The organism is Nocardia sp. JW2, from assembly GCF_051843015.1.
GTDB lineage: Bacteria > Actinomycetota > Actinomycetes > Mycobacteriales > Mycobacteriaceae > Nocardia > Nocardia coubleae.
This window is the reverse complement of sequence record NZ_JBPXLK010000001.1, coordinates 382,217-400,410: the sequence shown is the minus strand read 5'-3', so window position 1 is coordinate 400,410 and position 18,194 is coordinate 382,217. Positions and strand designations below refer to the sequence as shown.

The window sequence follows — 18,194 nt, the reverse complement described above, 5'->3', positions numbered from 1 at the left end:
GCACAGCAGAACAGGTCAGGGCAGCGGACCACCGGCGGCGATCGCGGACAGGGTGGCGAACTCGTCACCCTTGAGCGAGGCACCGCCGACGAGCGCGCCGTCGATATCCGGCTGACCGATCAGTTCGCCGATGTTCTTGGCGTTCACCGATCCGCCGTAGAGCACACGGACACCGGCGGCGACCTCCGGGGAGGCCAGCTTCTCCAGCTCGCCGCGGATCGCACCGCACACTTCCTGGGCGTCGGCCGCCGAGGCCACCTTGCCGGTGCCGATGGCCCACACCGGTTCGTAGGCGATGACGACCTTCGAGATCTCCTCGGCCGTCAGGCCTTTCAGCGAACCACGCAGCTGCTCGAGGTTGAACTCGACGTGTGTGCCCGCCTCGCGAACACCGAGCCCCTCGCCGATGCAGACGATCGGGGTGAGGTCGTTCTTCAGCGCCTGCTTGGCCTTGGCCAGCACCGTGGCGTCGTCCTCGGTGTGGTACTGGCGCCGCTCCGAATGCCCGACCACCACGAAGGTGCAGCCCAGCTTGGCCAGCATGGACCCGCTGATCTCACCGGTGTAGGCACCCGAATCGTGCACCGACACGTCCTGCGCACCATAGGTGAGCAGCAGCTTGTCGCCGTCGACGATCGACTGCACGCTGCGGATGTCGGTGAACGGCGGGATGACCGCCACGTCGACCTTCGCGAAGTACTTCTCCGGCAGCGCGAACGCCACCTTCTGCACCAGCGCGATGGCCTCGAGGTGGTTGAGGTTCATCTTCCAGTTGCCCGCGATGAGCGGCTTACGTGCTGCCATCGCTCAGCCCTCCAGCACCGAAATACCGGGCAGCTCTTTGCCTTCCAGGTATTCCAGGGACGCGCCACCACCGGTGGAGATGTGCGAGAAGCCGTCGTCGGGCAGGCCGAGGGTGCGCACGGCCGCGGCCGAGTCACCGCCGCCGACGACCGTGAACGCACCCTTGCCGGTGGCGGTCACGATGGCCTCGGCGACACCACGGGTGCCCGCGGCGAACTTCTCGAACTCGAACACGCCCATCGGGCCGTTCCAGAACACCGTCTTCGCCTCGGTGAGCAGCGCGGCGAACCGCGACACCGACTCCGGGCCGATGTCAAGGCCCATCCAGCCGTCGGGGATCTCGGTCGACGCGACGGTCTTGCTGTCGGCGTCGGCGGCGAACTTGTCGGCCGCCACGATGTCGACCGGCAGGTGCAGCACGTCGCCGAAGCGCTCGAGCAGGCTCTTGCAGGTGTCGATCATCTCTTCCTGCAGCAGCGAGCTGCCGACCGAAACACCCTGTGCGGCAAGGAAGGTGAAGCACATGCCGCCGCCGATCACCAGGGTGTCGACCTTGGGGGCCAGCGCCTCGATCACCGCGAGCTTGTCGGAGACCTTGGAACCACCGAGCACCACCGCGTACGGGCGGGCAGGGTCCTGGGTGAGCTTCTGCAGCACCTCGACCTCGGCGGCGACCAGCGTGCCCGCGTAGTGCGGGAGCACCTGGGCCACGTCGTAGACCGAGGCCTGCTTGCGGTGCACCACACCGAAACCGTCGGACACGAACGCGCCGTCGTCGCCGACGAGTTCCACGTAGGCGGCGGCCAGCTTGGCCCGCTCGGCGTCGTCCTTGCTGGTCTCGCGCGCGTCGAAACGCACGTTCTCGAGCAGCAGCACGTCACCGTCGGTGAGGCCCTCCGAGCGCGAGAGTGCGTCGTAGCCGACCACGTCACCGGCCAGCTGGACATTGCGGCCCAGCAGCTCGGCCAGCTTCGCGGCCACCGGGGCCAGCGAGAACTTCGGGTCCGGCTCACCCTTCGGGCGGCCCAGGTGCGCCATGACGACGACCTTGGCGCCCGCTTCGACCAGCGCCTGGATCGTCGGCACCGAGGCGATGATGCGACCCGGGTCGGTGATCGCGCCGTTGTCGTCGAGGGGGACGTTCAGGTCGGAGCGCACGAGCACGCCCCGACCCTCGACACCCTCGGCCAGGAGATCCTGGAGTGTCTTGACCGTCATCGCGTTCAGAGCGACTTGCCGACGAGACCGATGAGGTCGGCGAGGCGGTTGGAGTAGCCCCACTCGTTGTCGTACCAGGACACGACCTTGACCTCGTTGCCGATGACCTTGGTCAGCGGAGCGTCGTAGATCGAGGAGTGCGGGTCGGTAACGATGTCGCTCGACACGATCGGGTCCACGTTGTACTTGAGGATGCCCTTCAGCGGGCCCTCGGCGGCGGCCTTCATCGCGGCGTTGATCTCGTCGATGGTGGCGGACTTGGCCAGCGTGGCGGTCAGGTCGGTGACCGAGCCGGTCGGGACCGGAACGCGCAGCGCGTAACCGTCGAGCTTGCCCTGCAGCTCGGGCAGCACCAGGCCGATGGCCTTGGCCGCACCCGTGCCGGTGGGCACGATGTTCAGGGCCGCGGCGCGGGCGCGACGCAGGTCCTTGTGCGGCGCGTCCTGCAGGTTCTGGTCCTGGGTGTACGCGTGGATGGTGGTCATCAGGCCCTGGACGATGCCGAACTCGTCGTTGAGCACCTTGGCGATGGGGCCGAGGCAGTTCGTGGTGCACGAGGCGTTGGAGATGATGTTCTGGCTGCCGTCGTACTTGTCGTCGTTGACGCCCATCACGATGGTGATGTCCTCGCCGGAGGCCGGCGCGGAGATGATGACCTTCTTCGCACCCGCGGACAGGTGACCCTTGGCCTTGGCGGCGTCGGTGAAGATACCGGTCGACTCGACGACGATGTCCACGCCCAGGTCGCCCCACGGCAGCGCCGACGGGCCTTCCTTGATGGCGAGCGCCTTGATGCGCTGCTCGCCGACGACGATGGTGTCACCGTCGACGGACACGTCCTGCGGCAGGCGACCCAGGATCGAGTCGTACTTCAGGAGCGTCGCAAGAGTGTTGATGTCGGTGAGGTCGTTGACCGCGACGATCTCGATATCGGTCTTGCCGACAGCCTTCAGCGCCTCCACCGCACGGAAGAAGTTACGTCCGATACGACCGAAGCCGTTGATACCTACCCGGACAGTCACGTTATCGCTCCTCAGCTTTCAAGCGGATTCATTCCGACGATGACCACAGTAGTAGCCGACCCAACCCCACCGACAGCCACCTGCGGTTTGTGAGTCGCGCGCCCCTGAGCACCTGGAATGCACAGAGTAAAGGGCATAGCGATCGCACATGACCGCTATGCCCTAAACGTCGGATACGCCACAACCGGGTGGCGCGAATCCTCAGGCGTCGTCGAGAAGTTCGGCCGTCACCGCCGACTCGGTATCGGGGATGCCGAGGTCCTTGGCGCGCCGGTCGGCCATCGACAGCAGGCGCCGGATGCGGCCCGCGACAGCGTCTTTCGTCATCGGCGGCTCGGCGAGCTGACCCAGTTCCTCGAGCGAGGCCTGCCGGTGCTGCACGCGCAGCTTGCCCGCGGCGGCCAAGTGGTCGGGCACGTCGTCGGCGAGGATCTCGAGCGCGCGCTCCACCCGGGCCGCCGCCGCGACGGCCGCGCGGGCCGAACGGCGCAGGTTGGCGTCGTCGAAGTTGGCCAGCCGGTTGGCCGTCGCACGCACCTCACGGCGCATGCGGCGCTCCTCCCAGGTGAGCCTCGTGTCCTGGGCGCCCATGCGGGTGAGCAGCGCGCCGATCGCCTCGCCGTCACGCACCACCACCCGGTCGGTGCCGCGCACCTCACGGGCCTTGGCGGTGATCCCGAGCCGACGGGCCGCGCCGACCAGCGCGAGCGCCGCCTCCGGGCCAGGGCAGCTCACCTCGAGCGCGGAGGAGCGCCCCGGCTCGGTGAGCGAGCCGTGGGCGAGAAAAGCACCGCGCCACGCGGCTTCGGCGTCACCGATGCTGCCGCCGACCACCTGGGCGGGCAATCCGCGCACCGGCCTGCCGCGCACGTCGAGCAGCCCGGTCTGGCGGGCCAGCGCCTCGCCCTCCTTGGACACCCGGACCACATAGCGGGAGGTCTTGCGTAAGCCACCCGCGCCGAGCACGTGCACATCGGAGCCGTAGCCGTACAACTCGAAGATCTCGCGGCGCAGCCTGCGGGCGATGGACCCCATGTCCACCTCGGCTTCCACGATCACCCGGCCCCCGACGATGTGCAGACCGCCCGCGAATCGCAGCAATGCCGACAATTCCGCCTTGCGTGAGCTGACCTGCGACACCACGAGCCTGCTCAGCTCGTCCTTCACCTCGGCTGTCATCGCCACGAGACGCGCTCCTTTCCCACCGACCCCGAACGCTCATCTGCAACACTGTGCACATCCGCGGCACTGTGCTGTCTCTCGACTCGAAGCCCAGCCAGTTGCGACCGCGGCGACCGAATCAGCTGATCCAGTGCGGCGGCTAGTTTTCCGGGATGATGCCGATCCGTTCCCGGCTCGGCCACATCGCAGAACGTTACCCGTGCGCGCAACTGTTCGGCGGCTCTTGACACATGTTCCCGCTGCCGCCCCTCGGGCACCGACGCCGAGTCGACGAGCACATCGTCGACCGCGAAACCCGGTGCGTGCTGGGACAATACATGGAGATGGCGCTCGGCGGAAAAGCCGGCCGTCTCCCCCGGCTCCGCGGCCAGATTCAGCACGAGTACCTTACGCGCCCTGGTGCGGACCAGCGCGTCGCGCAGACCGGGGACGAGCACGTGCGGGATCACACTGGTGAACCACGAACCCGGCCCGAGCACAACGACATCCGCGTGTTCGATCGCCGACACGGCCGCCGGGCCGGCGGGTGGATCCGAGGGAATCAGCCGCACCCGGCGGACCTTACCCGGTGTGGTCGCCACCGCGACCTGACCGCGTACACACCGGCCGACTCGCGGATCCGCTTCCAGCCCCGATACTTCCGCCTCGATGTCGAGCGGGATCGGCGACATCGGCAGCACCCGGCCCGTGATGCGCAGCAGCCTGCCCACCTCGTCGAGCGCCGCGACCGGGTCGCCGAGGATGTCGGTGAGCCCGGCGAGCAGCAGGTTGCCGAGCGAGTGCCCGGCGAGCGCGCCGGATCCGCCGAAGCGGTGCTGCACGGTGGTCGTCCAGATGCCGTCGGCGTCCTCGGCCAGCGCGGCGAGCGCCATCCGCAGGTCACCGGGCGGGAGCATGCCGAGTTCGGCACGCAGGCGTCCGGATGACCCGCCGTCGTCGGCGACCGTGACCACGGCGGTGATCCGCCTGGTCAGCCTGCGCACCGCGGTGAGTGTCGCGTACAAGCCGTGACCACCGCCCAGCGCGACGACGGCTGGGTCGGCTTCCCATCCACTCATTCGCGCCCCAGGTCCCGATGCACCACGCGCACGACGTCGACCGCCGCGGGGCCGGTGTCGGCACCGATGCGTTCGCCGAGCGCCTCGGCGATCGCGACGCTGCGGTGTTTCCCGCCGGTGCACCCCACTGCCACCGTCATGTATCGCTTCCCCTCTTGCCGGTATCCGGTCGTGGTCAGGTCGACCAGGTGGTGGCAGGTGCGCAGGTAGTCCTGCGCGCCCGGCTGCGACAACACATAGTCGCTGACCACCGACTCCTGGCCCGTGTGTTCCCGCAACTCGGGAATCCAATGCGGATTCGGCAGGAAACGCACATCCAACACCGTGTCGGCGTCGAGTGGAACACCGTACTTGAAACCGAAGGACTGCACAGTGAGCTGCAGCGCGGCGGGCACGCCCGCGCCGTACACCTCTTCCAGCTTGCGGTGCAGCTGGTGGATCGACAGCTCGGTGGTGTCGATGACGACATCGGCGGCGGCCTTCACCGCCGACAGGCGCACCCGTTCGGCGGTGATGCCCGCCGAGAGGGTGCCGTCGGGGCTGTCGCTCTGCAGCGGATGCCTGCGCCTGGCGAAGCCGAAACGCCGGATCAGCACGTCGTCGGAGGCCTCGAGGAACAGCACCCGCGTGCGGATGCCCGCCGCGCGCAACTGTTCGGTCACCCCGGAGAGGTCACCGGTGAAGAACCGGCTCCGCACGTCCATGACCAGCGCGAGCCGCCGGATCGGCGGGTCGGCGGCGGCACCGAGTTCGACCATGCGGCCGATCAGTTCCGGTGGCAGATTGTCGGTGACGTACCAGCCGAGATCCTCCAGGACGCGCGCGGCAGTGCCGCGGCCCGCGCCGGACAAGCCGGTAACGATGACCACTTCTACTGGCTGCTGTGTGTCGGTGACTGTCCCGGCGTTGTCCGGTGCCGCCCCCGCCTTGTTGTTCGATTCGACGCTTGTCATGTCCTACCGGATCCGTTTCTGGGTGCCTTTCGATCATCCCGCACCGGTTCGGGTATCGGGCGCAGACACAACGTACGGCACTCGCAATGTTGCGTCTCGCTGATCGCTACGTGCTGTTGAGTGCCTCGAGTACCGCTTTGGCCGTGGAAACGCCGATACCGGGCACCGCGGTGATCTCGTCGACCGTCGCGTCCTTGATCCGCGCGACCGAACCGAAATGGGTGACCAGCGCGGCGCGGCGTGTCTCGCCGAGCCCGCGCACCGAGTCGAGCGCCGATGCCGTCATCCGGCGGGAGCGCTTGCTGCGGTGGAAGTTGATGGCGAAGCGGTGCGCCTCGTCGCGCACACGCTGCAGCAGGAAGAGCGCCTCGCTCGTCCTCGGCATGATGACCGGATCCGGTTCGCCGGGAACCCACACCTCTTCCAGGCGTTTGGCCAGGCCGATCACCGCCACATCGGTGATGCCGAGTTCGTCGAGCACCTCCGCGGCGGCGGCGACCTGCGGTGCGCCGCCGTCGACGACGTAGAGGTTGGGTGGGTAGGCGAAGCGGCGCGGTTTGCCGGTCGTCGGGTCGATGCCGGGGCGTGAGCCGGGCTCGTCGGTGTCGTCGGCGGCGAGTTCCGCCGGCAGGTCGACGGGCTGCTGGCGTTCGCGCGCCAGCCGGGCGAAGCGGCGACGGGTGACCTCGGCGATGCTGGCGACGTCGTCGGAGCGGCCGCCGCCCGCGGCCTCCTTGATCGCGAAGTGGCGGTACTCGGATTTGCGGGCCAGGCCGTCCTCGAACACCACCAGCGAGGCGACCACGTCGGTGCCCTGCACATGGCTGATATCGACGCATTCGATGCGCAGCGGGGCACTGTCGAGTTCGAGTGCGTCCTGAATATCTTGCAGCGCTTGCGATCTCGACGTGAGGTCGCCCGCACGCTTGAGCTTGTGCTGGGCCAGCGCCTCACCCGCGTTGCGCTGCACGGTTTCGGCGAGGGCCTTCTTGTCACCGCGCTGCGGGATGCGCAGCGACACCGCCGAACCGCGCAGTTTGCTCAACCACGCCTGGATCTCGGGGGCGTCGGCGGGCAGTACGGGCACGAGCACCTCGCGCGGGACGACGTTCGCCGCCTCGGGTTCCACGCTCTGGTCGGCCATGGCGGCCTGCTCGCCGTAGAACTGGGTGAGGAACTGTTCGACGAGGGCGGCCAGTTCGGTGCCGGATTCGGCGATGTCGAGCGCGTCGCCGGATTTGTCGACCACCCAGCCGCGTTGACCGCGTACGCGCCCGTCGCGCACGTGGAAGATCTGAACGGCGGCCTCGAGTTCGTCGGTGGCGAAGGCGATCACATCGGCGTCGGTGCCGGTGCCGAGCACCACCGCCTGCTTCTCGAGTGCCCGGCGCAGGGCCTGCACGTCGTCGCGCAGGCGGGCGGCGGTCTCGAAGTCGAGGTCGTCGGCGGCCTCGTGCATGCGGCGTTCGATGGCGCGGACCATCTTGTCGGTCTTGCCGGACAGGAAGTCGCAGAAGTCGTCGACGATGTGGCGGTGCTCGTCGGCGCTGACCCGGCCGACGCACGGCGCCGAGCACTTGTCGATGTAGCCGAGCAGGCAGGGGCGCCCGATCTGATTGTGCCGCTTGAAGACTCCGTTGGAACAGGTGCGCGCGGGAAACACCCGCAGCAGCAGGTCGAGGGTTTCGCGGATGGCCCAGGCGTGGGCGTAGGGGCCGAAGTAGCGCACGCCCTTCTTGCGGGCACCCCGGTAGACGAAAAGCCGCGGATATTCCTCGTTGAGGGTCACCGCGAGCACCGGGTAGGACTTGTCGTCGCGGTAGCGCACATTGAAGCGCGGATCGAATTCCTTGATCCAGTTGTATTCGAGCTGTAGCGCCTCGACCTCGGTGGACACCACGGTCCACTCCACGCTCGCGGCCGTTGTCACCATCTGCCTGGTGCGCGGATGCAGTGACGCCACGTCGGCGAAGTAGGAGTTCAACCGGCTGCGCAGGCTCTTGGCCTTACCGACATAGATCACCCGCCCGTAGGCGTCCCGGAATTTGTACACACCGGGTTCGACGGGGATCGTGCCCGGCGCCGGCCGGTATGTCGCGGGATCTGCCACGTATCCAGGGTAGCGAGGCCTACCGACATTCCCGCCGCCCGTGCTGGGTGGGACGGCGGCGGGCGAACCGTCGGGTCCGGCGCCGGTGGCCGGTGTGTAGCGTTGATGTTCGGCTTGCCGCCGGAAAGGACCCCCGATGACCGACGCCCCCGCCCTGCACCCCTACGACGACCTGGACGACGAGGCGACCCCGTCGTGGCTGATGCCCGCCACGGTGCGCGGCGCGCGCTTGATCGCCCTGGTCTCCGCGGCGGTCGGCGTGGTGCTGATCGTGATCGGCGCCGCACTGGGCAAGCAGAGCCCACTCGGCGTGGTGGTCGGCTACCTTCCGACCTTCGCTCTAGTTCCGTTGGTCGTGCTCTTCGGCCGGGCGGGCGACCGCGTGCGCGTCGCCGCGGTGACCCTGGCGGCCGTCGGCGCACTCACCTCCTGCACCGGCATCCTCACCGGCCTCCCGCCGGGCGCGGTGGGCATCGTCGCCTCGGGCGCCGTCGCCGCCCTGCTGATGCGCCCGTCGGCCAAGACCTGGTTCACCCGCCAACGCTGACAGCAGGCCGCTGACCGGCAGCGCCGTAACGAACCTGCTCGGTCGGGAACCCGCCGAGGGGTGGTTCGCACGACCGCGATGAACCTCTACTGGGTGGCAATCCCGTGGAATGCCAGCGCATCGATGAGCGCGCGTGGACGATCTGCGATCGGGAGCGGGTCGACGAGGGCGAACCGGGCGCCGAGGGCGGTGGCCCCGCCGTCGGCCTCGGCGCTGTCACCGACCATCAGGACACGGTTCGGGTCGACACCGAGGCGGTCGATCGCGTCCTGGAAGATCCGTGCGTCGGGTTTGATGGCGCCGACCTCGTAGGACAGGGTCATCGCGCCGACCAGCGCGTCCCAGCCCCGGGTCGCGAACGCGGGCCGGATGTCGAAGGCGATATTGCTCACCACACCCACGGGGATGCCCTGGGCGGCAAGGGCTTTCAGCACGGTTCCGGTGTCGGGGTACGGCGTCCAGGCCAGCGGGTCGATGAGCCGCCCGTACAGGTCGGCGGCCTGCGCCTCGGGCACGCCCGAACCGCGCAGCACCTCGAGATAGGCCTGGCGGTGCAGGGCGGGATCGAGGTCGCGGTTGTCCCAGGCGTGCTGGCCGGGCGGGTCGAAGGTCATGAACTGTTCGACCGGTGCCGTCATGCGCCGCAGGACCTCGGCCTTGGCCGCCACGTCGAACGGGGTGCCGTCGTCGCCGACGAGGACATCGGCCCAGCTCGGGTCGTCCTCCAACCGGAACACCGTGCCGGAGAAATCGAACAGCACCGCATCGATCGCCATGTCAGCCAGGGTAACGCTGCCGCGCCCGGCCGGAAATCCCTGTGCGCGACGACGGTTCGGGGTTACGCTGCCACGATGACGCCAAGGCGACGGACGTGGATCGGGGCCACGACGGCCGCAGTGCTCACGGTGGGGCTGCTGGCCGGTTGTTCGACAGACGACACCGAGGCGGCGGAGTGCACCAGCCCGCCCAACGGCACCCCGATCACGGCGGCGCCCGCGACCGCGACGGGCCCGACCACCCAGAATCTGAGCACCAACCCCGAGATCGCCTCGGGGTACCGCAGCGACATGTCACCGGTCCGCACCAGCACCTACGCGGTGTCCACGGCGAACCCCATCGCCACCGAGGCCGCCTGCCGGGTGCTGCGTGCGGGCGGCACCGCCACCGATGCCCTGGTCACCGCCCAGGCGGTGCTCGGCCTGGTGGAACCGCAGGCCTCCGGCATCGGCGGCGGCGCGTTCCTCGTGCACTACGACGCGAAGTCCCGCACGGTGGAGGCCTACGACGGCCGCGAGACCGCACCCGCCGCCGCCACCGAGAACTACCTGCGCTGGGTGAGCGACACCGACCGCACCGAACCGGCGCCGAACACCCGCGCCAGTGGCCGTTCGATCGGGGTGCCCGGTGTGGTGCGGATGCTCGAGCTCGCGCACCGCGAGCACGGCATGACCGCCTGGAAGGAACTGTTCGATCCCGCGATCGACCTGGCCGACAGCGGTTTCGAGATCAGCCCGCGGCTGGCGGGCCAGATCGCCGAATCGGCCAAGGATCTCGCGACCGACGAGGGCGCGCGCGCCTACTTCCTTGAACCGGACGGCTCGCCGAAACGCACCGGCACCGTGCTCACCAACCCGGCCTACTCGAAAACCCTGTCGGCCCTGGCCACCGACGGTGCCGAGGCACTCTACAGCGGCCCCATCGCCCAGGACATCGTCGAGGCGGCCGGCAGCACGGCGGGCGGGCGCACACCGAGCCTGCTCACCACCACCGACCTGGCGAACTACGAACCGAAGAAGCGCACCGCGCTGTGCACCGGGTACCGCAAGTACGAACTGTGCGGCATGCCCGCGCCGTCCTCGGGCGGCAGCACCGTGGCGGCAACGATGGGCATCCTCGCCAATTTCGATCTGGCCGCGCTCGGCCCGCAGGACGTGAACCGCAACGGCGGCAAGCCCGATGCCCGCGCCGTGCACCTGATCTCGGAGGCCGAACGCCTCGCCTACGCCGACCGCAACAAGTACGTCGCCGACCCGGATTTCATTCCGCTGCCGGGTAATTCGGCGCTGTCGCTGGTCCACCCGCAGTACCTGAAGGAACGCTCCACGCTCATCAATCCGGACCGCAGCATGGGTACTGCCCAGCCGGGCAATCTCGGCCCGGTGCCGCTGGGCAACGGCCCGCAGCCGCCCGAGCACGGCACCAGTCACATCTCGGTGGTCGACAAGTACGGCAACGCGGCCGCGATGACGACCACGGTCGAATCGGCCTTCGGTTCGTTCCATTTCGTCGACGGGTTCCTGCTGAACAACCAGCTCACCGACTTCGCCGCCGACCCGCTCGACCCCGACGGCACCCCCGTCGCCAACCGCCTGCAGCCGGGTAAGCGGCCGCGCAGTTCGATGAGCCCGACCCTGGTGTTCGATCGCGACGACCAGGGCAACCGTGGCGAGCTCGCCCTGGTCACCGGCTCCCCCGGCGGCTCGGTGATCATCCAGTTCGTGGTCAAAACCCTTGTCGGAGCGCTCGATTGGGGCCTGGATCCGCAGCAGGCGGTGTCCGGGGTGTCCTTCGGGGCGGGCAATTCGCCGAGCACGGGTATCGGCGGCGAGCATCCGGCGATCGACGCCACGGCCAACGGTGACAACGACCCTCTCGTGCGCAAGCTGCGCGAGATGGGTCACCAGGTGACGGTGGCACCGCAGTCGAGCGGCCTCAGCGCATTGCAGCGCGACGGGAAGGACGGCTGGATCGGTGGGGCCGACCCCCGCCGCGAAGGTGCGGTACTCGGCGACACCCGCTGACCACCGCGACCGCGCTGTGGTGGCGGCATCGGGCGAGAGCCGAACGCCGCCGCAGCGTGGTGATCAGGTGTGCAGCTCAGCCCCCGCGAGCTCCGGTGGTGCGAACTCAGGCGGTGTAGCGGGCGCCGAGTTCGCGCAGCCGCTCGATGGCGTCGGCGGCGTAGGTCTTGTCGTTGGACCGGATGGCCAGCATCGGCACGTAGTCGTCGTCGACGAGTTCGAGCCGCGCCCACGCCTTGCGGTCGGGGAAGGCGGCGCCGCGGATGACGTCCCACGGGTATTCGCGGTAGCCGAGGATATTGCGCACGGCCACCCCGCGCGCGCCGGCACGCACCCGTGGCCGGGTGAGCAGCAGTACCGCTCCCGCGCCGAGGACGCCGATCAAGATCATCGCGACCTGGTCGGCGACCCGGAAGTTCACCCCGGTCGACCCGGTGCGCAGCAGCAACCCGCCCGCGGTGAAGAACGCGAGCACGAGCACCGCGGCCACGACGGCGGTGCGGGTCGCGCGCCGAGGACGCACCTCGAGCTCCCACTCCGCGTGCTGTTCCACCGGCACGGTCACGCCGATCGCAGCGCGCGCAGGGTGAGCGCGGCGTCCAGCGCGGCGGCGCAGGCCTGCTCGCCCTTGTCCTCGGCCGAACCGGGCAGGCCCGCACGGTCGCGCGCCTGCTCCTCGGTGTTGGTGGTGAGTACGCCGTTGGTGACCGGGGTCGACTCGTCCAGCGACACCCGGGTGAGCCCGGCGGTCACCGCATCACACACGTACTCGAAATGCGGTGTGCCACCACGGATCACGACACCGAGCGCGACAACAGCGTCATGACTGCGCGCCAATTCCTGCGCGACGACGGGCAATTCCATCGCCCCGGCGCAGCGCACGACGGTGACGTGCTCGACCCCGGCCTCCTTCGCGACGCGCTCCGCGTTCGCGACCAGGGTGTCGCAGATCTCGGTGTGCCAGCGCGACGCCACAATGGCGAGCTTGAGGTCGGTGGCCTTGGCCAGCGCGAATTCCGGTACGCCGGTGCCGCTCATCGTCTGATGCTGCCTTTCGGGAGAGTTACTGCGCGGTTTCGCCGAGATCCAGGTCGTCGAGACCGACCAGGTCGTGGCCCATGCGATCGCGTTTGGTCCGCAGATAGTGCAGGTTCTCGGCGTTGGCGCGCAACGGCATCGGCACCCGCTCGGTGATCCGCAGCCCGTACCCGTCGAGACCCACCCGCTTGGCCGGGTTGTTCGTGAGCAGCCGCATCGACCGGATCCCGAGATCCACCAGGATCTGCGCGCCCGTGCCGTAGTCGCGGGCATCGGCGGGCAGGCCGAGGTCGAGGTTGGCGTCGACGGTGTCGCGCCCGGTGTCCTGCAACTGGTAGGCCTGCAGCTTGTGCATCAGGCCGATGCCACGACCCTCGTGCCCACGCATGTACAGCACCACGCCGCGACCCTCTTTGTCGACCATTTCCAGCGCCGCGTCGAGCTGCGGGCCGCAATCGCAGCGCAGCGAACCGAACACGTCACCGGTCAGGCACTCCGAGTGCACCCGGACCAGCACGTCCTCGCCGTCGCCGATGTCACCGCGCACCAGCGCCACGTGCTCGGCCTCGTCGAAGATGCTCTGGTAGCCGACGGCCTTGAAATCGCCGTGCGCCGTCGGGATGCGCGCCTCGGCGACCCGGACGACATGCTTCTCGTGCTTGCGCCGCCAGGCGATCATGTCGGCGATCGAGATCATCGCCAGGTCGTGCTCGTCGGCGAACACCCGCAGCTCGTCGGTGCGGGCCATGTGCCCGTCGTCCTTCTGGCTGACGATCTCGCAGATCACGCCCGCCGGCCGCAACCCGGCCATCCGGGCCAGATCCACCGCGGCCTCGGTATGACCGGGCCTGCGCAGCACCCCGCCGTCCTTGGCGCGCAACGGCACCACATGACCCGGACGGGTGAAATCGTCGGCCTTGGCCTCGGCGCTGGCCAGCAGCCGCATGGTGACGGCCCGGTCGGCGCCGGAGATACCGGTGGTGATGCCCTCGCGCGCGTCGACCGACACGGTGTAGGCGGTGCCGTGCTTGTCCTGATTCATCGCGTACGCGGGCGGCAGACCGAGGCGGTCGCAGTCGTCGGCGGTCAACGGCACACAGATGTAGCCGGAGGTGTAGCGGATCATGAACGCGACCAGCTCCGGGGTGGCCTTCTCGGCCGCGAAGATGAGATCGCCCTCGTTCTCACGGTCCTCGTCGTCGATGACGACAACAGCCTTGCCGGCCGCGATATCGGCGATCGCGCGCTCGATGCTGTCCAACCTGGTCACGTCTGCTTGCTCCGTAATATTGGCGGCTGGCGCCGCGGGTTTCTCGGCCCTGGGGGCCTCGATCTTCCCTCCCGGCGGGCACTCCTTCGTCGCACCCTCTGGTCAGTCCAGATCGAGGCGGCCGAGAAACGGCTCCGGGATGGCAATCACTACTACAGTACGGCGTGCGTGGGGGTCTCTCCGAGCCGCCCGACGCGGGTGTGTCAGCCTCGCTGTGCCAGGCGCTCCACGTACTTCGCGATGACGTCGACCTCGAGGTTCACGGTCGTGCCGACCGGCGCGGTGCCGAGTACGGTCAGTGCGAGGGTGGTGGGGATCAGCGAGACCTCGAACCAGTCGCGGTTGCCGTCGGCGGCGGGTTCGTCGTCGATGCCGAGGTTCGACACGGTGAGCGAGACGCCGTCGACGGTGATCGAGCCCTTCTGGACGACATAGCGGGCGATGGCGTCGGGCAGGGAGATGCGGACCACCTCCCAGTTCTCGGACGGGGTGCGGGCCAGCACGGTGCCGGTGCCGTCGACGTGGCCCTGGACGAGATGTCCGCCGAGGCGGCTGTTGATCGCGGCGGCGCGTTCGAGGTTCACCCGGGAGCCGGGCACGAGGGCGCCGATGCTCGACCGGTCGAGAGTCTCGGCCATCACGTCGACGGTGAAGCTGTCGCCGTCGAGCACATCGACGACGGTGAGACACACGCCGTTCACCGCGATCGAATCGCCGTGTCCGGCATCGGAAGTCACCAGCTTGCCGCGGATCGTCAACCGGGCGGCGTCGGCCAGCTGCTCGGTGGCCACGACCTCGCCGAGTTCCTCGACGATCCCTGTGAACATGTCTGACTCCCTTGTCGCGTCATCCGTACCCGTTGGGCCCAACAGCGGGTAGACGACCGCTATTCCCGCTCGACGCACAGCCTAGTGGCGGCACAGGTGAGGGTGGAATCCGACCGCGCGCTGAGCGGGAGGCCGCAAAACCCGCACGGCGCCGGAAAATCGTAGGAAAAAAATCCGGACATATAGAATTCCCGCCGAAATAGAATGCGACGGCAATCCTTCGTTTGATTTTCTCCGTGTGCCGGTGCAATAAATTTTCCGGCCACGACCACGCCGCTTTGTACCCCGGGCCACGAAAGAAGAAACACGGAGATCCACGGACTTGCCACGCCCTCGCCACTGACGCAATATTGTTACGTCAACGATTCCCGACGTTCAACGATGCGATACCGGGAGACAACACTGTGAGCTACCCACTGCTCGATTCCACGCTGGAAAGTCGCTGCGTCCATTACCGGCGGGAGCTACACCTGCCCGCAACGGTCGACCCCGACTCCCGGCGCATCCTCCTGCAGATCGGCACCCACTACGGTGCCGTGACCATGCCGGGTGACCTGGGTGAGCGGGTACAGGCGCAGTTGCGTGCCGACGGTATCGCCGGACCGGTCGTCGACCATCCGCGCGCCCATTGCTGGACCTTCCTCACCGGCCCCTGCCACCTCGACACCCTCACGCCGACAGCCGAAGCCGAACTGTTCCGCCTCTACGCGAGCGTCGCGTGCGCGGGCAGCCACATCGTGCTGCCCTCCCCCGACGACGAACGCACCGGCTACCGCACCTGGGTGCGCGCACCGGAGGCGGCCGACAACCGGCCACCGCTCGAGGCCGTGATCGAGACAGCGCGGGCGCTGGGCAGCCACGCCCTGCACCCGCACTGACCGAACCGGGTCACGGCAACCAGGCGGCGGTTGCCAGACTGCGCAGATTCTGGACGGCCGCACCGGGGTCGGCGGTGTTGTAGACCGCCGACCCGGCCACGAAACAATCGATGCCCGCCGCGGCGGCCTGCTCGATGGTGTCGGTATTGATGCCACCGTCGATTTCGACGAGCAGCTGCAATTCGCCCGCGTCCACGAGATTGCGCACGATCCGCGCCTTCTCCAGCACCTCGGGAATGAACGACTGACCGCCGAAACCCGGTTCCACGCTCATCACGAGCAGGGTGTCGAATTCGCGCAGAATCTCGAGATACGGCTCGATCGGGGTGTTCGGCTTCACCGACAGACCAGCTTTGGCACCCGCGGCGCGGATATCGCGAGCCACGGCGATCGGGTCGTCGGTGGCCTCGGCGTGGAAGGTGACGTTGTAGGCGCCCGCCTCGGCGTAGCCGGGCGCCCAGCGGCCCGGGTCCTCGATCATCAGGTGGCAGTCGAACGGGATGTCGGTGGCCTTGAGCAGGCTCTGCACCACCGGCAGGCCGAGTGTGAGGTTCGGCACGAAGTGGGCGTCCATCACGTCCACATGCAGCCAGTCGGAACCTTCGACAGCGGCGGCCTCGGCGGCCAGGTTCGCGAAGTCCGCGGACAGGATGGACGGGGCGATCATCGGCTCGGCCGGGCGGTGGAACGTCGGTGTGGACACAGCGCGCAAGTGTAGCGACCGCGTGGTGATCGGCGCCCGGTTGTGGGTAGCCTACAGAGCGTGACCAACATTTCGGCGGAACAAGAGCTGTTCAGCGATCCGGTGCAGATTCGCGTGGCAGCGTCGGTGACCCAGCTGCCGATCCTGCGTGGATTGGCCGAAACACTGGTCCTGCTCAGCGATTTCACCCTCGACGAGGTGGCCGACGTGCGCCTGGCGGTCGACGAGGTGTGCTCCACACTCATCGCGATCGCCGCGCCCGGCTCGCAGCTCACCTGCGAGTTCGTCGTCGGTGACACCGAACTGGTCGTGCGGGTGGAGGGTGTCGCGGCCGCGGAGGGTTTGCCCGACCAGCGCAGCTTCGGCTGGCATGTGCTGCGCACGCTGAGCGACGAGGTGAACGCCGACCAGCAAGGATTCGACGCCGCCAGGTCCGGGTATCCGACGAGTGTCCGTATCCGTCGGGTCCGGGGGAAGGCGTAGTGCACGGCGAAACCAACGAAGAGCACAAGCCCGATCCGGAAATTCTCGAACAGCCCGCCGAAGCCGTGCTCGACGAGCCGGTCATCGAGGAGCAGGTCGTCGAGGAGCAGTTGACCGAGCCCGCGCCCGCGGCCCCCTCCGGGTACGACGACGTGAGCGCGCTGTTCGAACGGCTCGCGGCGACCGAACCCGGCAGTGCCGCGCACGCCGTGGCCCGCGACGCGCTGATCAACCGCTGCATCCCGCTGGCCGACCACATCGCCCGCAAGTTCAGCGGCCGCGGTGAGCCGTTCGACGATCTGTCGCAGGTGGCGCGGGTCGGCCTGGTGCACGCGGTCGACCGGTTCGATCTGAGCCGTGGCTCGAACTTCCTGTCGTTCGCGGTGCCGACGATCATGGGTGAGGTGCGGCGGTACTTCCGCGACAACACCTGGGCCATGCGGGTGCCGCGGCGGGTGAAGGAAACCCATCTGCGTATCGGTGCGGCCGTGGACCAACTGTCGCAGCGGCTGGGTCGCTCGCCGACGGCCAAGGAGATCGCGGCCGAACTCGATGTCGACCCCGACGAGGTGACCCAGGCGGTCATCGCGGGCAACGCCTACCAGCCCACCTCGATCGATGCCGCCTCGGTCGGTCGTGACAGCGACGCCTCGCTGCTCGACACCCTCGGCGAGGAGGAGTCGCAGTTCGACCGGGTCGAGGAGTACATCGCGGTTCGCCCGCTGCTGGCGGGTTTGCCCGAGCGGGAGCGGCGGATCCTCACGATGCGCTTCTTCGAGTCGATGACCCAGACCCAGATCGCGAACCAGCTCGGCATCTCGCAGATGCACGTCTCGCGCATCCTCGCGAAAACCCTTGCGCGCCTGCGTGATCTGTCCGAACGGGACTGAATCCGCCACGGGGACAACGGTGTCCCCTACGCGCGTTCGCGCCGCAGTTTCGCGGGCGCGCGCAACCACCACGCGCTGTCGATCAGCTCGGCGAGCTGTTGCCGGTCGACCACTTCCAGATCGATGAGCACATACGGGTGCCCGTCGTAGTGCGGCGTCGTATAGAACGCCGGATCCCCCGAGGCGAGTAGCGCCTCCTTCTCCGACGGCTCACACAAGAGCACCAGCCCGCCCTCGGCCTCCGACCGCAGCCGCGCGAAACTCTTCCCGCCGACCGACAGCCCCGGACTTCGCCACCACGTCCCCTCCGCCACCCCCGGCAGCGCGGTCGCGATCTCCACCACCTGTTCCCACGTCATCGCCATAGGAGAATTCTCCCCCGCGAGACACGCCACGCCTTGGACGAATGT

The 18,194-nt window shown here is 68.6% G+C and carries 19 protein-coding genes; 5 read left to right on the top strand and 14 right to left on the bottom strand.

The genetic code is table 11. The features are described 5' to 3' along the window. Positions 1 to 15: 15 nt before the first annotated feature. From tpiA to uvrC, 7 genes are all read right to left on the bottom strand, one after another. On the bottom strand, positions 16 to 804 hold the full coding sequence (gene tpiA / locus ACSVDM_RS01835) for a triose-phosphate isomerase (RefSeq protein ID WP_067493662.1): 789 nt from the start codon (positions 802 to 804) through the stop codon (positions 16 to 18). Between the two features lie 3 nt (positions 805 to 807). Then, a complete protein-coding gene (locus ACSVDM_RS01830; protein ID WP_439262240.1) occupies positions 808 to 2,022 on the bottom strand; it encodes a phosphoglycerate kinase in 1,215 nt (404 codons plus the stop codon). Between the two features lie 5 nt (positions 2,023 to 2,027). After that, positions 2,028 to 3,044, bottom strand: a complete 1,017-nt coding sequence (gap, locus tag ACSVDM_RS01825) for a type I glyceraldehyde-3-phosphate dehydrogenase (protein ID WP_357146064.1) — start codon at positions 3,042 to 3,044, stop codon at positions 2,028 to 2,030. Between the two features lie 201 nt (positions 3,045 to 3,245). Next, positions 3,246 to 4,229, bottom strand: a complete 984-nt coding sequence (whiA, locus tag ACSVDM_RS01820) for a DNA-binding protein WhiA (protein ID WP_067493655.1) — start codon at positions 4,227 to 4,229, stop codon at positions 3,246 to 3,248. After that, on the bottom strand, positions 4,220 to 5,284 hold the full coding sequence (locus ACSVDM_RS01815; RefSeq protein WP_439262238.1) for a gluconeogenesis factor YvcK family protein: 1,065 nt from the start codon (positions 5,282 to 5,284) through the stop codon (positions 4,220 to 4,222). Before ACSVDM_RS01815 ends, whiA begins: the two co-directional genes overlap by 10 nt. Continuing rightward, positions 5,281 to 6,237, bottom strand: a complete 957-nt coding sequence (gene rapZ / locus ACSVDM_RS01810) for an RNase adapter RapZ (protein ID WP_084456406.1) — start codon at positions 6,235 to 6,237, stop codon at positions 5,281 to 5,283. Before rapZ ends, ACSVDM_RS01815 begins: the two co-directional genes overlap by 4 nt. A 106-nt stretch (positions 6,238 to 6,343) precedes the next feature. Beyond that, on the bottom strand, positions 6,344 to 8,347 hold the full coding sequence (gene uvrC / locus ACSVDM_RS01805; protein ID WP_067636040.1) for an excinuclease ABC subunit UvrC: 2,004 nt from the start codon (positions 8,345 to 8,347) through the stop codon (positions 6,344 to 6,346). Positions 8,348 to 8,483: 136 nt separating this feature from the next. On the opposite strand from uvrC, the gene ACSVDM_RS01800 reads away from it, so the two are divergent. After that, positions 8,484 to 8,894, top strand: a complete 411-nt coding sequence (locus ACSVDM_RS01800) for a hypothetical protein (RefSeq protein WP_357394481.1) — start codon at positions 8,484 to 8,486, stop codon at positions 8,892 to 8,894. 86 nt (positions 8,895 to 8,980) lie between these two features. Here the strand turns inward: ACSVDM_RS01800 and ACSVDM_RS01795 are convergent, their stop codons facing one another. Next, positions 8,981 to 9,670, bottom strand: a complete 690-nt coding sequence (locus tag ACSVDM_RS01795) for an HAD family hydrolase (protein ID WP_439262235.1) — start codon at positions 9,668 to 9,670, stop codon at positions 8,981 to 8,983. 75 nt (positions 9,671 to 9,745) lie between these two features. Here ACSVDM_RS01795 and ACSVDM_RS01790 point away from each other — a divergent pair, with 75 nt between their 5' ends. Beyond that, the gene (locus ACSVDM_RS01790; protein ID WP_439262233.1) at positions 9,746 to 11,695 is read left to right on the top strand and encodes a gamma-glutamyltransferase family protein; all 1,950 of its coding nucleotides are present in this window, start codon (positions 9,746 to 9,748) and stop codon (positions 11,693 to 11,695) included. Positions 11,696 to 11,801: 106 nt separating this feature from the next. On the opposite strand, the gene ACSVDM_RS01785 is transcribed toward ACSVDM_RS01790, so the two are convergent. From ACSVDM_RS01785 to ACSVDM_RS01770, 4 genes are all read right to left on the bottom strand, one after another. Further along, positions 11,802 to 12,260 carry a PH domain-containing protein gene (locus ACSVDM_RS01785; protein ID WP_357146048.1) on the bottom strand — a complete coding sequence of 153 codons (459 nt, stop codon included), beginning with the start codon at positions 12,258 to 12,260 and terminating at the stop codon, positions 11,802 to 11,804. Continuing rightward, a complete protein-coding gene (gene ribH / locus ACSVDM_RS01780) occupies positions 12,257 to 12,733 on the bottom strand; it encodes a 6,7-dimethyl-8-ribityllumazine synthase (protein WP_225280669.1) in 477 nt (158 codons plus the stop codon). The genes ACSVDM_RS01785 and ribH overlap by 4 nt, the downstream gene beginning before the upstream one ends. A gap of 25 nt (positions 12,734 to 12,758) precedes the next feature. Beyond that, entirely contained in the window at positions 12,759 to 14,003 is a 1,245-nt protein-coding gene (locus tag ACSVDM_RS01775) for a bifunctional 3,4-dihydroxy-2-butanone-4-phosphate synthase/GTP cyclohydrolase II (RefSeq protein ID WP_357394487.1), read from the bottom strand. A gap of 203 nt (positions 14,004 to 14,206) precedes the next feature. Further along, positions 14,207 to 14,830, bottom strand: coding sequence for a riboflavin synthase (locus tag ACSVDM_RS01770; protein ID WP_067493640.1), 624 nt, complete (start codon positions 14,828 to 14,830; stop codon positions 14,207 to 14,209). 404 nt (positions 14,831 to 15,234) lie between these two features. Between ACSVDM_RS01770 and ACSVDM_RS01765 the strand changes: the two genes are divergently transcribed. Further along, a complete protein-coding gene (locus tag ACSVDM_RS01765) occupies positions 15,235 to 15,708 on the top strand; it encodes a hypothetical protein (RefSeq protein WP_225280667.1) in 474 nt (157 codons plus the stop codon). 10 nt (positions 15,709 to 15,718) lie between these two features. Here ACSVDM_RS01765 and rpe read toward each other — a convergent pair whose 3' ends face one another. Further along, the gene (gene rpe / locus ACSVDM_RS01760; protein ID WP_357146710.1) at positions 15,719 to 16,375 is read right to left on the bottom strand and encodes a ribulose-phosphate 3-epimerase; all 657 of its coding nucleotides are present in this window, start codon (positions 16,373 to 16,375) and stop codon (positions 15,719 to 15,721) included. A 96-nt stretch (positions 16,376 to 16,471) separates the two neighbouring features. Here rpe and ACSVDM_RS01755 point away from each other — a divergent pair, with 96 nt between their 5' ends. Further along, positions 16,472 to 16,894 carry an anti-sigma factor gene (locus tag ACSVDM_RS01755; RefSeq protein ID WP_067493638.1) on the top strand — a complete coding sequence of 141 codons (423 nt, stop codon included), beginning with the start codon at positions 16,472 to 16,474 and terminating at the stop codon, positions 16,892 to 16,894. A gap of 83 nt (positions 16,895 to 16,977) precedes the next feature. After that, a complete protein-coding gene (locus tag ACSVDM_RS01750) occupies positions 16,978 to 17,784 on the top strand; it encodes an RNA polymerase sigma factor SigF (protein WP_371851998.1) in 807 nt (268 codons plus the stop codon). Between the two features lie 26 nt (positions 17,785 to 17,810). Here the strand turns inward: ACSVDM_RS01750 and ACSVDM_RS01745 are convergent, their stop codons facing one another. After that, complete coding sequence (locus ACSVDM_RS01745; RefSeq protein WP_067636589.1) at positions 17,811 to 18,149, bottom strand: MmcQ/YjbR family DNA-binding protein; 339 nt, start codon at positions 18,147 to 18,149, stop codon at positions 17,811 to 17,813. Positions 18,150 to 18,194: the final 45 nt, after the last annotated feature.

Excerpts from the sequence above, each read along its gene's own strand:
- tpiA (WP_067493662.1), bottom strand. The coding sequence starts at position 804 with ATGGCAGCACGTAAGCCGCTCATCGCGGGCAACTGGAAGATGAACCTC.
- ACSVDM_RS01830 (WP_439262240.1), bottom strand. The coding sequence starts at position 2,022 with ATGACGGTCAAGACACTCCAGGATCTCCTGGCCGAGGGTGTCGAGGGT.
- ACSVDM_RS01815 (WP_439262238.1), bottom strand. The coding sequence starts at position 5,284 with ATGAGTGGATGGGAAGCCGACCCAGCCGTCGTCGCGCTGGGCGGTGGT.
- rapZ (WP_084456406.1), bottom strand. The coding sequence starts at position 6,237 with ATGACAAGCGTCGAATCGAACAACAAGGCGGGGGCGGCACCGGACAAC.
- ACSVDM_RS01800 (WP_357394481.1), top strand. The coding sequence starts at position 8,484 with ATGACCGACGCCCCCGCCCTGCACCCCTACGACGACCTGGACGACGAG.
- ACSVDM_RS01795 (WP_439262235.1), bottom strand. The coding sequence starts at position 9,670 with ATGGCGATCGATGCGGTGCTGTTCGATTTCTCCGGCACGGTGTTCCGG.
- ACSVDM_RS01790 (WP_439262233.1), top strand. The coding sequence starts at position 9,746 with ATGACGCCAAGGCGACGGACGTGGATCGGGGCCACGACGGCCGCAGTG.
- ribH (WP_225280669.1), bottom strand. The coding sequence starts at position 12,733 with ATGAGCGGCACCGGCGTACCGGAATTCGCGCTGGCCAAGGCCACCGAC.
- ACSVDM_RS01770 (WP_067493640.1), bottom strand. The coding sequence starts at position 14,830 with ATGTTCACAGGGATCGTCGAGGAACTCGGCGAGGTCGTGGCCACCGAG.
- rpe (WP_357146710.1), bottom strand. The coding sequence starts at position 16,375 with ATGATCGCCCCGTCCATCCTGTCCGCGGACTTCGCGAACCTGGCCGCC.
- ACSVDM_RS01745 (WP_067636589.1), bottom strand. The coding sequence starts at position 18,149 with ATGGCGATGACGTGGGAACAGGTGGTGGAGATCGCGACCGCGCTGCCG.